13 protein-coding genes are annotated in these 14142 nt (G+C 39.2%); 7 read left to right on the top strand and 6 right to left on the bottom strand.

The genetic code is table 11. The features are described from left to right. The first annotated feature begins 199 nt into the window (after positions 1-199). Positions 200-604, top strand: coding sequence for a hypothetical protein (locus ACNJYY_RS05005; RefSeq protein WP_416730794.1), 405 nt, complete (start codon positions 200-202; stop codon positions 602-604). Positions 605-699: 95 nt separating this feature from the next. Here ACNJYY_RS05005 and ACNJYY_RS05000 read toward each other — a convergent pair whose 3' ends face one another. Further along, on the bottom strand, positions 700-1527 hold the full coding sequence (locus ACNJYY_RS05000; RefSeq protein WP_416730793.1) for a VanW family protein: 828 nt from the start codon (positions 1525-1527) through the stop codon (positions 700-702). A gap of 206 nt (positions 1528-1733) precedes the next feature. Between ACNJYY_RS05000 and ACNJYY_RS04995 the strand changes: the two genes are divergently transcribed. Together ACNJYY_RS04995 and ACNJYY_RS04990 are read left to right on the top strand one after the other, a co-directional pair. Next, a complete protein-coding gene (locus ACNJYY_RS04995) occupies positions 1734-2645 on the top strand; it encodes a permease (RefSeq protein ID WP_416730792.1) in 912 nt (303 codons plus the stop codon). Positions 2646-2660: 15 nt separating this feature from the next. Further along, on the top strand, positions 2661-3515 hold the full coding sequence (locus ACNJYY_RS04990; RefSeq protein ID WP_416730791.1) for a TIGR03943 family putative permease subunit: 855 nt from the start codon (positions 2661-2663) through the stop codon (positions 3513-3515). Positions 3516-3552: 37 nt separating this feature from the next. On the opposite strand, the gene ACNJYY_RS04985 is transcribed toward ACNJYY_RS04990, so the two are convergent. Further along, the gene (locus tag ACNJYY_RS04985) at positions 3553-4254 is read right to left on the bottom strand and encodes a vanadium-dependent haloperoxidase (RefSeq protein WP_416730790.1); all 702 of its coding nucleotides are present in this window, start codon (positions 4252-4254) and stop codon (positions 3553-3555) included. 222 nt (positions 4255-4476) lie between these two features. Here ACNJYY_RS04985 and ACNJYY_RS04980 point away from each other — a divergent pair, with 222 nt between their 5' ends. From ACNJYY_RS04980 to ACNJYY_RS04970, 3 genes are all read left to right on the top strand, one after another. Then, entirely contained in the window at positions 4477-5280 is an 804-nt protein-coding gene (locus tag ACNJYY_RS04980; protein WP_416730789.1) for an FkbM family methyltransferase, read from the top strand. A 101-nt stretch (positions 5281-5381) separates the two neighbouring features. Next, complete coding sequence (locus ACNJYY_RS04975; protein WP_416730788.1) at positions 5382-6164, top strand: class I SAM-dependent methyltransferase; 783 nt, start codon at positions 5382-5384, stop codon at positions 6162-6164. A gap of 155 nt (positions 6165-6319) precedes the next feature. After that, the gene (locus tag ACNJYY_RS04970) at positions 6320-6442 is read left to right on the top strand and encodes a hypothetical protein (RefSeq protein ID WP_255520062.1); all 123 of its coding nucleotides are present in this window, start codon (positions 6320-6322) and stop codon (positions 6440-6442) included. A 74-nt stretch (positions 6443-6516) separates the two neighbouring features. Here the strand turns inward: ACNJYY_RS04970 and ACNJYY_RS04965 are convergent, their stop codons facing one another. Further along, on the bottom strand, positions 6517-6942 hold the full coding sequence (locus ACNJYY_RS04965; protein ID WP_416730787.1) for a MarR family winged helix-turn-helix transcriptional regulator: 426 nt from the start codon (positions 6940-6942) through the stop codon (positions 6517-6519). 265 nt (positions 6943-7207) lie between these two features. Between ACNJYY_RS04965 and ACNJYY_RS04960 the strand changes: the two genes are divergently transcribed. Beyond that, positions 7208-7441: an XRE family transcriptional regulator gene (locus ACNJYY_RS04960; protein WP_144702513.1), complete on the top strand. Its 234-nt coding sequence runs from the start codon at positions 7208-7210 to the stop codon at positions 7439-7441. A 48-nt stretch (positions 7442-7489) separates the two neighbouring features. On the opposite strand, the gene ACNJYY_RS04955 is transcribed toward ACNJYY_RS04960, so the two are convergent. From ACNJYY_RS04955 to ACNJYY_RS04945, 3 genes are all read right to left on the bottom strand, one after another. Continuing rightward, the gene (locus tag ACNJYY_RS04955) at positions 7490-7972 is read right to left on the bottom strand and encodes a hypothetical protein (protein WP_416730786.1); all 483 of its coding nucleotides are present in this window, start codon (positions 7970-7972) and stop codon (positions 7490-7492) included. 234 nt (positions 7973-8206) lie between these two features. Further along, positions 8207-9229, bottom strand: coding sequence for a fatty acid desaturase (locus tag ACNJYY_RS04950; RefSeq protein ID WP_153239169.1), 1023 nt, complete (start codon positions 9227-9229; stop codon positions 8207-8209). Between the two features lie 167 nt (positions 9230-9396). Continuing rightward, a complete protein-coding gene (locus ACNJYY_RS04945; RefSeq protein WP_416730785.1) occupies positions 9397-13746 on the bottom strand; it encodes a S8 family serine peptidase in 4350 nt (1449 codons plus the stop codon). Positions 13747-14142 lie beyond the last annotated feature (396 nt).

The following is a 14142-nucleotide window of genomic DNA, read 5'->3' as shown; positions in this document are numbered from 1 at the left end:
ATTATCATTTCCCTAACTTCTTTAACTTTTTTCAGTGGTTTGAAACATTTGTTTTAGAATGCAGCATTTATCTACAATAATCGATGCTTTTTATTTTGACAATAAAAAAACTGCGATCTTTTAATGATCCATAAACAACTTTCTAGTTTCCTTAATCTGTTAGAATAAAGTGAAGTAAGGTATGGGGGGATTGTTAGTATTGAACAAAAGAATGGTACTATCTTTTGCTTTTATTTTATTGATGGTTTCAAGTGCTGCCGTTTATAAATTCGTTCTCGAGAAGGACCGTTACTCATCTGTTTCCATAGTTCCCGAACATCGAAAAGACCTCCCACTTTACGAGGGATTAGAATTTCAAGACCATCATTATGTAATTAAGGGAAATCATTGGTATGAGATCTATAAATTTTATAGAGATACACTTCCGCATCATGGTTGGAAGCCCGTTCATAAGCGAGCTTCCATAGAAGAATGGGGAGGATTTATGCTGCAATTTAAAAAAAATGATAAAGAACTCATATTGATGGTGGTTGGAATCCTTATTCAAACGAAACAGAAACTACTTTTGACCTTAATCCTGCCCACCATTAAACATAATAAATAGATGAAAAATTTATTTGTTAATATTGATGGAATCCTAACCGTATGTTGAGATGTTTAAATAAACCCTTAGCCACTTGAAACGGCCAAGGGTTTTTACTATGCGTTTTTTTGACTCGCCTCAAGCAGTGGCTCGTACATCATGATAGCATGATTCTCGGTTACGTATTCATCGTCGATCTGTTTTCTTTGACGGTTAAATACTTTGCGATGAATCAAGTTATGCCTTAAATATCCACCCCAATAAGCAGGTGTGATCCAATGGTCCTTTTCATACACTTCATACGATTGCAGTGGTTCTTGATCTGTCCGCCATTCTCCCACAAGATGAGTATCCGTTAAATATAAGTGAAGCTGGTAAGTCTGATTCGTCGTGTTCTTAATCTGCAAGTCTAGGTAGTTATAAGCACAAGTCGCTCCGCTTCCAAACGGCTGTGTACGCTTCGAGTCTGGAAACACATCATAACTATGTCGGTGACGCTCTGTGACAGAGAGCGGAGTATGCAGGGTCATCCAATAGATCAAGTTTGAGAGCTGACACAGGCCACCACCCGTACCCTTCTTAAATTTTCCGTAAAACAAGACCATTCCATCAACATACCCCTTTGATCGTGTTGTCGTTCCAATGCTTTTCCAATACGAAAAAGTTTCCCCTGGATGGATCACGATACCGTTTAATTGTTTGATAGCAATCGAGAGGTTTTTCACTTTATTATGCTGATACCACATCTCTACATCTTTTAATTTTCGAAGAAGAATCGTCTGATGTAAAAAATGAACATAGGGAAGCTGTTTATTCTTCCTTGTTTTGGCGTACGTCTTTTCATCTGTAAACCATTCTAAATATCTTCTAAACATATAATACTTTTTTCCTAACGAGATTCGAAATGCCGAACGCCGCTTCGGACGCAGGTCAAAATGGTTCATCTGCATACTCCTTTTGCTCAATTTCTTTATGGGGAATAAATTGTTTGGGGTCAGACCCCTTTTCCCATTATCTTCTAATTCTTCATTTGTCATTTATTTTCCTGTGGATCCTGCGTTATAGTGGGGATATTGCATATTAAAAATTTACTTCATAAAGTTTATATTTTATGATGATAGGTAGTTTATAGAGTTGGAGGAGTAATCGGATGCTCGACAAATCGTTTTTACAGATGAATACCGTATTTATAAGCATCCTCATCGAGGCACTTCCGTTCGTTCTGATCGGAGTGCTCATCGCTGGTGTCATACAGATGTTTGTCACTGAGGAGATGGTGGCACGTATCATGCCTAAGAATAAGGTAGGTGCTGTTTTATTCGGGGCTGTTTTAGGGGCAATCTTTCCGGCGTGTGAGTGTGGAATCGTACCGATCACAAGAAAGCTGATCGAAAAAGGTGTTCCTGTTTTTGCAGCCATACCTTTCATGCTCACAGGCCCGATCATCAACCCTGTCGTTTTGTTTTCAACGTATGTTGCGTTCGGAAACAGATGGGAAGTTATGATCTATCGAGGTTCTCTTGCCATGATTGTTGCCGTTTTACTAGGTTTTATCCTTGCCGTTCAATTTAAAAATGTAAAAGTACTTAAGAATGAATTAGGTGCTGTTTCCCGCTCACCGTTTAACAACGAAACGGCAGCAACGGTCTCATCGCCAAAGATTTCTTTTTATAACAAACTGAAAGGTACGTTCGTGCATGCTGTAGAAGAATTCTTCTCTGTCGGAAAATACTTAGTGATCGGTGCTTTGATTGCTGCGAGTATGCAAACATACGTAAAAACATCAACACTTCTAGAAATCGGACAAGGTGAAGTATCATCTTCTCTTGTGATGATGGGATTAGCCTTTATCCTCTCTCTTTGTTCAGAAGCTGATGCTTTCATCGCGTCTTCGTTTCAAAGTACGTTTACAATCGGTTCGATCGTTGCGTTCCTTGTCTATGGTCCGATGTTAGATGTGAAGAACGTCCTTATGATGTTAGCTGCTTTTAAGAAAAAGCTCGTTGTTAGTCTTGTTGTATATATTACGATCCTCGTTCTAGTCGGATCTTTATTTCTTTAAAGGAGGTGCACATCTATGATTCGAATCCTGATCTTGATCGGATTTACCTTTTTGTTCATGCATCTGCATGCAACAGGTGATATTAGCAAATACATTAACATGAAATATTCATATATCTCCTTCTCTGCCATATTTATTCTTGGCTTTCTTACGCTTGTTCAGTTCTATATTTACGGTAAGAGTGATGATGGTGAACATGAACATGATGATTCATGCACACCTGATTGTGGACACGATCATCATAAGAAACCTTCTCGATTAAAGAATATAACTGTGAACAGTATACTTATTTTCCCGATCATTTCCGGGTTATTCTTTCCTATCGCTTCTCTTGATTCTGAAACCGTAAAAACGAAAGGGTTCCACTTTAAAGGCCTTGAGAACGAAGGGGATTTTGGTGAGCACCAGTTTTTAAAGCCGGATACAAGTGTTTATTACGGAAAAGAAAGCTACAATTCTATCATGGATAAAGAACTGAAGCCCTTTACAAAAGGAAATCAGGTTGTGCTGAACGATAAGAACTATCTTAAAGGCATGGAGAGCATCTATTATAAACCTGGTATTTTTCTCGGGAAAGATGTTCAGTTCAAAGGGTTTACTTACAATGCAGAAGATCAAGCTGCTAAATCAAACGAACTTTTCCTTCTACGTTTTGGAATCATACACTGTATTGCCGATTCTGGCGTTTTTGGCATGATGGTGGAATTCCCAAAAGGTACAAAATTTCCTAATGACAGATGGATCGAGATTGAAGGCAGTATAGAAACCCAATATTATCAACCGTTTAAAGCCGACATTCCTTATGTAAAAGTGAAGGACTGGAAAGAGATCGAGAAACCAAAAGAAGAATATGTGTATCGAGGATATTAAAGAAACCGGACAGCTTACGTCCGGTTTTTCTTTTTGCTTATATATTTTGCGATCGTATTAAATTCACGACAATTTCGCCGAGCTGTCTTCCAAGTGACAGCCCCTCGTCATTATCTACTTTAAAATGAACACCAGCATATAACCTAGACATCGCGCACTCTTCCATGAGCAGGTGAATGCGATTTCTTTCTTGAGGAAAATAATAGCTTAGGATGGGTTCTGTACAGCCAGCCATAACAGCGTGTGCAGAAGGATAACCAGGAAACCTAGGCGTCATCAACACTGTCTTTAAGTTTCGGTCGTATTGACAAGGTCGCGCAACATCCCAAAGATATTTAAAATGCCAGGTGATGACGAAAGCATCATTGATAGCAGCTTGATAAAACGCTAAAAATCTAGCAGCCTTTGTTGAAGCAAGTCCATACGTTTCCATCATCTGAAAAACGATTGGAATGATCTGTTTATTCACCTCTCCGGCAGCCCACATTTGAGCAATGCGTATCTGCTCAGGTGTGATCTGCTGCATGACCTGCTGTACAATTTGCAGTTCATTTTCCCAATTAATTGTATTAGGATCCTTGATTCTCCACGTGATTTGATTACGAAACGGATCTAAAAATGTATTGCCTTCTCGTGCTATAAAAAACATCGGCCAATTGCCTGCTGCTGGCGTTACGGGTGTCGGGGGATAGCTTTCACCCGGATATGGTATTTTAGACCACCTCAAATAATTACTCATCTCATCCCCCCTGTTCCACGTGATACCTCATGTTATGTGAAGGGACAAAATGATTAGAACAAAGTCATAATCTTAAAAGTGGTTAAACAAACATTTTCTTTTCATATAGGAGATTAAGAGTAATTGAAGTTCCCTAAGTGCCGTATATACATATACTGTTGTATAGTTGGCCAAGCTCTAACAGCTTGTGGCAGCTTTTTCAGTTGAAAGTTGGTGGAAGATTTGAAGAACGTAATAAAAAATGAAGTGTCCTTTAATGTGACTGACGATGAACAGTTCGCATCCTTTTGGAACAAGGTGTTTCCTAATCATTGGGAAAACTTTACGTTTCAAGTCTTGGATCATTTCTTACATCCGGACCGGAATTATTTAGATATAGGCTCATGGATCGGTCCCACTTTACTCTATGCAGCAAATAAGTCGAAACATTCGTTTGGCATTGAACCTGATTCAGTAGCCTATGAAGCATTGAAAACAAATATTAAGCTAAATCCAGAACTCAAAGAAAAAATTACGACTGTTAACAAAGCTCTATCTTATAAATCAGGGACGATGAACTTATATAAACGAACACAATTTGGTGATTCTAGTTCAAGTTTAGTTCGATCATTATCAGATGATTTTCAAACGGTTTCTGTAAGTACTCTTAAAGAATTAGTGTCTGATTATAAGATTACAGATCTCGCACTCATTAAAATGGATATTGAAGGAGGAGAGTATCTCCTCATTCCTTCTATGCAGAAATATTTAAAACGGTACAAGCCGCCTCTGTATCTATCACTTCATCCTGAATTTCTAAAAAGCTCGATGAAAAAGAAATGTTCATACTTTTCAGAAAGAAAACTACGTAAATCCTATATAAAAAAAGTAAAAAAACTTATACAAAGTTTAGATATGTATGACTACATTTATTCCTCTCCTTCAAAGAGAATCGAAAAATCAAAATTACTTCAAGCTCTGTTAAAGAATGATGACCCGATCGAACTGCTTTTCACAACCACTGCCATAACCTTAGATCAACGATAAGGTGTTGCCGAATGCGCACCTTTTCCCTTGCATTCATTCCCTCTATTCAATCGGCTTTCAATTTGGTATCATTTTCCTTAAAACATGAGGAGCTGATCATAATGACTTTGCTTAAACAATCGTTTAACTTTGTGGCTGATTCGTATGAAAAGTACCGGCCAACGTATCCACAAGAGCTTTTTGAAGACATTGTTCGTTATGCAAACCTTGAAGAGGATCATATTCTTTTGGAGGTAGGAAGTGGGACTGGTAAAGCTACAGAAGGTTTTGTTAAAGAAGGCATCTCAACCATCACTTGTATTGAATATGGTCGAAACTTAGCTCAGCTTACTCAGAAAAAGTTTTCATCGTATCCAGATCTTCAAGTAATCCATTCGAGTTTTGAAGATTGGAATCATCCAGAAAAGGTCAAATACAACCTTGTTTTTTCTGGAACAGCTTTTCATTTTATTCCTCATGAGACCGGGTATCGAAAAGCCGCCTCGCTTTTGAAAGATGATGGGGTATTGGCCCTCTTCTGGTTTGTACATATTCCTTCTTATGAACCCGTGTACGTTTCTATTCGTAAAGCGTATGAATCCTTTGCTCCTCACTTAGAAGACAGCCATGCTCCTACCCTTGCTGAATTTATAGAGAAACAAAACAAACAAACGCTCGCATCAGGAGCATTTATAGATTTACAAACACGTACATACACATGGAACCAAACCTATACAGCTGAAGAATATGTAGGTTTATTAGATACACATTCTGGTCACCAACTATTAGCTCCTGAACAAAAAGCATTGCTCTATGAAGAAATAAGGAAAGCGATCCTGGCGCAAAATTCAGGTGTGATTACAAAAAAACATGCAGTTGCATTATTCTTAGCAAAAAAGAAGTAAAATTTTCAAAACCTATGAGCATTCCCCTTCAAATGTCCTGTTTTCTCTTAGTATGATCTATTCCTAGGAAAGCTGTACTATTGTTTCGACAATTAAGAGGATATTTATCGATTGAGAGAGAATTATGGAGAAAACCAAGAAGGGAGGAAAAGAAAATGAGTGAAGTGATCATCCGTCATCTTGTGAAACGTCATTTCACAAAGAAAAACATACAAGATCAGCATCTTCAACAGCTGCTTGTACATTTTCTTCTTTCAGCAAGGAAAGATAAACATTAAAAAAGATAAAGATATCGCCATCATATAATTCTTTTATTAAACAAGAGTATCTGGTTTTTAGCAGATACTCTTTCTTATTTTTGGGTGTTTAATGCTTTCGTTAATATTTTCAGAGCTTGCATGATCGTGTTTCTTTCAAATTCAGAGAGTCCTTCGATATTTTTATTGAGATGTGTACTCAAGATCGTATTTAAATGAGATAACGTCCGAACTCCTTTTTCACTTAATAGTAGAAAAGAAATTCTTTTATCACTTGGATTCACGCTTTTTTCAACAAGACCCATCCTCATTAATGATTTCACTTGCCTGCTGAATGTCGTTATATCCACCCCAACGTTATCTGCAATGTGTTGCATGGAAGGCTTCGAGTGTTTACTGATCTCATAAAGGATATGACTAAGTGCTAAAGTCAAATCTTCTTCTACCAAACGACAACTGTTCTTTTGCAACGTTTCATATCTTCTACTTAAATTTTGCAGCAGATCTCTTACATCCTCCACAATTAAGCACCACCTTGTTTCCACTATAAGGTATACGCCGAATAATTAAAATATTTTTTAAATATACCCTTCAAGCTGAAATAGGTTTTTTTACCTATAATCCTTCAAGAGATATCCTCTTTTTTTGGCGTATTCTGAAGGTTTGAGAGTGTTTTTAGTACAAAAGACTTATCCATATACAAGAAATAAGGTTTAATTGTTATTCTATAGGGGTACCCCATAGTTATAGAGATAAAATTTGGCAATTAAATGTTTGGGGGTATCATTGAATATGTACAGAGTGGAGCAGAAACGCAGCAAATTAGGTATGTGGCTCGAACAGCATAATAAAGATACTGATTGGTTGACCCGAACGTCTGGTATCGAAAGACAAACGATAGAAGAGCTCGCCTACAATCCAAATAAAAATCCAAGAATGATATGTTTACGGAAGATATTATATGCGGTAAAAAAGGTTGATCCTACTACTAAACTTAGTGATTTATGGGATATGAACTAATACAAGTACAAGCACCTCAGACTAAAATGAGGTGCTTGTTTTTTTATGTTACTCTTTATGCAATAAATCATCTACTTTTGAACGCATAGAACTCATAACTGTTTGTTTGTATCGAACAGCAAGTAACAGAACAATTAGTCGTTTACGCAAAGTCAGTTCATAATAACGTGGATTCTCTTTAACAAAACACTTAATGATGGAAAGCACAGCTGGACTTACTTTATTGAAACGTTTGACATTCTCCTCCTTTTTTAGAAATCTTAAGCTCTGTAACCAATTCTTTATGTGTGTTGTTCTAGGATGTTCATCGATCATACATAATGCATATTTACTTTTTGTGTGTTTTGTTAAATATTCATAACGATCATTACCGCTAATAATACTGAACCCCGTTTTCTTATCTCTCTTTACTACAAGCATATGCATAGAATCCCACATTCTATTTTTTAGCATCTTCACGTGTTCCGTTAATTTTACCGAATAATCCGGCTTAATTTTAGATAGATGAATATATTGAACATTCAACTTCATGCCATATCTCCTCTTTCCTGTGGAGCATCGTGTAAGTATTCTATGACAGTAAGTATACAAATGGTGCCTATGGATAATCGTTTAGGTTGGTTTTGAAAGTGCTTGATTGCCGCTCAAGGTTATTGGTTCCCAGGTAGACACAGCAACAAGATGAAACAACTTTAAGCAAAAAGTAAAAAGCCACTCCCCGCACGTTTTTTAGCTAACGTAACGAGGAGTGACTCTTAAATGTTTTTATGCAGCTCTATTTTTCCGAATAAAATTACGTATATCACGATTTCCGATGAACTTCTTAGACTGCTCACACCAAAGCTTAAACGTTAACGATTTTAAACTAGTTAGAAGCGTAAGCGTTGGTACATCTTGAAGTCGAGGATCACTTTTATGTGCTTTTTCCAAGTGATAGTTCGGCACACGAGAGTTCAAGTGATGCACATGGTGAAAACCGATATTCCCTGTAAACCATTGTAATACTTTTGGCAGTTTATAAAACGAGCTTCCTTTTAGAGCAGCTTCAACATAGTTCCATTTTTCGTTATGTTCGAAATACCCATCTTCAAACTGATGCTGAACATAAAATAACCAAACTCCTGAAAAAGTTGCAATGTAGAAAATCGGAAGTTCAACTAATAAGAAAGCTTTCCAGCCAATCGTAAATCCAACTGCTAATACGATTGTTACTAATGCGATGTTCGTTAACCAAACATGCATTTTTTCTTTCTTTGAAGCATTTTTTGCATTAAATCGATAATCGATCAAGAAAATATATAGTGGTCCGATCAAAAAGAGCACGATCGGGTTTCGGTAGGTTCTGTATTGTAGTCGTTTAAACCAAGAAGCTTCTGCGTACTCTTGAAGCGTCATTGTCCACACATCACCAACCCCACGTTTCTCAAGGTTTCCGTTCGTTGCGTGGTGTGTTGCATGGCTATTCTTCCACTGTTCATACGAACAGAACGTAAACAGACCTGTAAATATCCCCACGATCTGATTAGCTTTTCTGCTTTTGAAAAATGAATAGTGTGTGCAATCATGAAAGATGATAAATGTTCGAACTAAAAAGCCGGCTGCCGGCACTGCACAGAGCAGTGTCAACCAAAATGATATATTTAAACTCAAATAAGCCAATACCCATAGAATTAAGAATGGTCCTACTGAATTAACTAACTGCCATACACTTGCTGATATACGCGGGCGCTCAAATGGTGCTAATTTTTTCTTCCATTCACGAATGTCGTACTTCGAATGTTCGCTCATTAAATCAGTCTCCTTTAACTTCACATCTTCCCTATCTTATCACATATTATGAATTTAGCACCCACCTATATTTGTCGAATTGTGAACATATTATATGACTTGGTACTAAATCCACGTAAAAACCGGCCTCTCACAAGGGAGAAGGCCGGAAAATAAAATGTGATTTTTTATTTTTTTGCGTTGATGTAAAGTTTGCCTGATGCTCTTTCGCTTGTTTTGTTGCCATAATCATCTGAAGCGATTATTTCAACTACTGCACCTGGTGCTTTAACATTTGTAGTTGCTGTGTAGTAGCCTTCGTAATGACCCTCAGATGTTTCACGCATTGGAAGTTCAGTTGCGTTCGCCACCCCGCCAGCGTTTGTTAGCGGCATATGGATAACGAATACTGCATCCAATCCTGTCGCACTGTCGAATTCGATCTTCACAGACTCTCCGCTCTTCAGCTCTTTGTCTGTGTCTGGTTTCAAGTTTTCAACTACTGGAGCTTCAAATTGCGCATAAACGGTTACTGTCTTCGAGTGGCGATTTCCAGCTTTATCAAGCGCAACCACTTTAATCACATTTTCTCCCTCATTTAAGAGCATTCGGTGACTATAGTTACCGTCTTCATCTACTTGGGCTTTTTGTCCGTTTACTTTTACCCAATCTAGGTTCGTTTCATCAACAGTACCTTTTACCGTTACAGATTCACGGTTTGTCTTTAGACCGTCAGCAGGTGATGTGATGCTCACTTTTGGTTTTGTTTGATCAAGCGTCACTGTTACTGGTGCTGATTCATCTGTTGAACCACTCTCTGTGAAGGCTTTAGCCGTTAAGGTGTTTGCACCCTCTTCTAACGTAACTTCAGCAGAGAACGTTCCTTGGTCTGTCGTCTCTGCAGTAGCTACTTCCTCTCCATCTCTGTAGATTTCAACAGTGGTGGTTGGAGCAGCGTTACCTGTTACAGTTACTTTTTCTTCGTTTGTAAACGATCCATCGACTGGAGAAGTAATGGATGGTGCCGTTACTTCATAGTTTACAGTCGCTCTGATCATATAGTTACCTTCTTCTTCTGGAGATTGAGACCATGCTCCACTCAAGCTTTGGAAGCTTCGACCTGACCATTCTCCATCTTCATCTGTTGCAAGGCCTGGTGTGTTCGGGTTCGCAAAGTTTTGGATATACACCATATAGAAGTCTCCTTCGACCATGATGCCGTGCTGACTTAAGTCAACATGTGTCCACTCGCCGTTACGTAATGCTGTAGCATCAAACGGTCCAGCAAGCTTTTTACCTGGTGTTCCATCCGGTCCACTTGCATCGTATACAGCTACTTGGAATGCTGTTCCACCCGGTACCGGCCATTCAGTATCCCAGAATCGGAATAGCCCTCCAGTTACAGCCGCTTTTTCATTACCGTTTGCGAGTGACATCTTTACTGCCCAAGCGTTTCCTGCAGCATTCCATGCACGAGCATTTTCAGCTGTACCATCGTCATACCCAATCTCACCTGGGTAACCGATGAAAGGTTTTAACGCGATGTCTTGATCCGTTGTTTCGCCACCAGATACGGTAACGGAAACTTCTTCACCATAATAAGAAGGAGCAAGTACTTTTAGCGTGTATTCGCCTTCATAGGCAGAGATTTCATACGTACCGTCTTCATTTGTCTGTACCGGTGCAATCGCAGCATCTTCCATGAGCATCACAGTAGCTCCTGCGATCGGTTCTCCTGTCACTTCATTCGTAACCGTGCCTGACACGGTTCCTCTTGGAATTTCTTCAAGTGTAAAGTTCGCACGTGCTGTTCCGTCTGCTTCTAATGTGATTGATTGTGTTTGCGAACGGAAACCATACGCCTCTGCTTGTACAGTATATGTTCCTGCTGCATGCGTTAAGCTATACGAACCATCTTGAGGATTCGTGTAAACAGAACGTCCTGTTTCAAGAACACTAACTTCTGCACGCATCGGAAGTGCTAGTGGAGCACCGTTACCATCTTTTGAAGGTTCTTTTTCAGAAGATGGTTTCATCGGCTTGATTTTAGAAGGATCCACTTTTGGTTTTGCTTGGGACATAGGCGCTTTTTCAACTGCTGGTGCTCCGCCAAGTTTTGCTTTTTTCGTTGGTGTAATCGGTTGGTCATGCAACTTCACATCATCTAGGTACCAGCCCGCTTTAACGACTGAACCGTCAGAAGTTACATTGAAAGCAACGTAAATGCGTTGACCTGCATATTCACTTAAATCTACTTCTCCGTCAATCCAACCACCTGAAGTAGAGTTAACGCGAAGCTTTTGAGTCCAGTTTTCCATATCTGTCGATACAAACACGTGACCGTAATCATAGTTACGCTCTAGATCGTGCCACTGTTTAAACTGAAGATATGTGTTCCCTTCAGGAAGGTCAACTGGAGGCATAACAAGTGTCATGTTAGCACTATTCGCATAGTTTCCAGCAAGACTTGAAGCATATACCTTTTCACCTGAGAATGCTGCACCAGGTCCGCTTGTTGGCACACCATGCTCCCAGCTGTTATTTGCTCCAAAAGATGTCCATCCTGTAGGAGTTCCTTCAAAATCCTCACTGTACCCTGAAGAAATTCCAGGTAGCAGTGCAACTGTATAGTTATCAGTTGAAACGGAACTTCCTCCAAAATCGATGGCTGTCCATTTATAGACAATGGAATCACCCGTTAATGCTGACCCTGGAATAGAAGCGCTGTACGTACCTGATTTATAATCTCCACCTGTACGTTCAGCAGTCACATCTGCCCAGCTTCCGTCTTCGTTCTGATAGCTTAATGTAACTGAAGTAACACTAATGTTATCTGACACTTCAGCTTCAAGATTTAATGGCATCTCCTTGTAAGATTCAGTTGGTCCTTCATGAGTGATGGAAGGAGCTTCACTGTCTTCTCCTTCTTTCGTTACAGTTCCCTCGATTCTGCCTAATCCAGTTACTACTGAGGATACGGCTGTAAATGCGTTCACAAGTCCATGTCCATATCCATTGTTCGGAGATTCAGGGAATGTCGCATCTGTAAGAGGAGTAGCTGAATTCAACAAGATCTCTTCAAGCTCTTCAACTGTCAGACTCGAATCAGCTTGCTTTAATAAAGCAACTACTGCTGAAACGTGTGGTCCGGCCATTGACGTACCATTCCAACCACCTTCATATGCACTTCCAGGAACCGCTGACCGGATATTTACTCCCGGTGCTGAGATTTCAGGTTTTGTTTCGTCATATGGAGAAGGTCCTTGAAGTGAGAAACTTGCTAAAGTGTTATTGATATCTGTTGCACCTGTTGCAAAAGATTCTGGATAGTTTGCAGGAGTTGCAACTGATCCTGGCCCACCTGGGTTAAAGATCGTTGTGTTACCTGCAGAGAATTCCGGGAAAATCTCAGCAGATCGCCAAGCCTGAACCATCTCTCTGTACCATTCATCAAGTCCTGCTCCGCCACCCCATGAGTTGTTTACAACATCTGGCGCTTTTTCAGGGTGAGGATTACCTTCTGCATCTTTTGGTGCTAAGATCCACTCACCGGCTTCAAGAAGATCAACATCTGATCCACCTGATGCAGAGAACGCTTTTACAGCAATCCATTTTGCTCCTGGAGCAACACCGATCTGATTGCCTCCGTTCGGTTCAGCACCTACCATTGTTCCCATCGTATGTGTACCATGTCCATCATCATCATATGGAGTAGCTTGATTACCAACAGGATCGAACCAGCTGAACTGGTGATCTGCTGCATCTGGATTTTGAGGATTGTATCCGCGATACTTTTCTTTTAGTGCGGGGTGGTTCCATTGAACACCTGTATCGATATTGGCAACAACTGTACCAGCTCCATCAATACCCATCCCCCAAACCTCAGGAGCACCTACACGTTCGATATTCCATTCAATAGAAGAAGTATCGTTTTTCGGTTGCACCTGTAGAGATGATTTTGGAAGTTGCTTTTCTGGAAGCTTTACAGAACTTACAGGTTGAATAAGCTGTCTTGTTTCATTCGGAAGAACTTTTTCAACTTCTGGAAAAGCTGCGATTTCTTCCATTACTTCTTTTGTTGCCGTAACGGCCATACCGTTAACAACATAGAAAGATTGGATACTTTCAGCTTTACCTGCTTTTTCTTGTTTTTCTAAGTATTTTTTCGTGTGCTGTTGAGTTTCAAGCGCATTGGCGCGAAGTGTGGAAACGATCGTAGAACGTTTCATTAATTTTGTTTGATTAGAAGAAAGTTTTTGAGATTTAGCTTCTTTAGCAGCTTTTTTCGCCACTGCAGCCGTATCTACTTGTTCTTTAAACTTAATGAGGAATGTAACTTTATCCTTCTTGCTGAATTGCTCGTTCAGTTTCTTTGCAACCTTGCTCGTTTTACTGTCTAATGCTGCCTCTTTTGCTGAAGTAGAAGCCTTACCTTTGGTGGTAGCAGCATTCGCTTGAGATGGGAACATCATTGGAACAATCATTAAAAAAGCTAAAAATACGGAAAGCCAGCGTACTTTTCTTCGTTTTTTACTCATGTAACTTTTCCCTCCCTGGTCTATTTGTTTTTGGTTGATCTAACCTAGCAAGAATTCTGTCACACCTCCTGTATCTTTTTATGAAAATATAGTAATTCTTTGTTGTTATATAAAGGTTAACGGAAGGAGTCTGTAAGATTATGTAATATTTTGTCGCAGAAAGTACTAGTAATTGGAAAATAAACCCTTTGTATGACAGCTATTTTACTTACTCGTGACTTTTGGTTAGTCCATTTTTTCTATCTGTTAATTTTTCTTAGATTGCGAAACTTATGGCACGGTACTTATCTACTTATTTTTGTAATATAAAATAATCGAAATGAAAAATGAGGACTCAGTCCCTTTATTAGTGTTAAAAATAAACTAGATTAATTCCAATATTTTCTTTGTTTTTTA

It is taken from the genome of Fictibacillus tiangongensis (genome assembly GCF_048083785.1).
Lineage (GTDB): Bacteria > Bacillota > Bacilli > Bacillales > Fictibacillaceae > Fictibacillus.
Note: the sequence above shows the minus strand (reverse complement) of the source record. Positions and strands in the feature narration are given on the sequence as shown.